Consider the following 279-nt stretch of genomic DNA (forward strand, 5'->3'; position numbering starts at 1 on the left):
CGCTGCTGACGGCCTCGCGCACTTCTGGATCGACGGCGACAGGGGCGCCGTTCCGGGTCGATTGATGGGCCTCGACCGTCATCCGCTCCAGTTCGACCAGCGACAGGGTGCGGACCTGGGCGGTCGGCTCGGCGTTCGGGGCGGTCTTCATCGGGGCGGCCAGATTGTGGGTCAGGACAGCGCCGAAGACCGCCACGCCGACGGTTGATCCGACCTGGCGGAAGAACTGGCCCGCGCTGGTCACCACGCCCAGCTTGTCGCGCGGCACGGCGTTCTGGG

Annotated in this window: 1 pseudogene; it reads right to left on the reverse strand. The window is 70.3% G+C overall.

From position 1 onward, the window contains the following. Positions 1 to 279 (reverse strand): annotated as a pseudogene (locus tag ACM0OW_RS25810) (hypothetical protein); the annotation flags it as partial.

The organism is Anabaena sp. CCY 0017, assembly GCF_963920885.1.
Lineage (GTDB): Bacteria > Cyanobacteriota > Cyanobacteriia > Cyanobacteriales > Nostocaceae > Nodularia.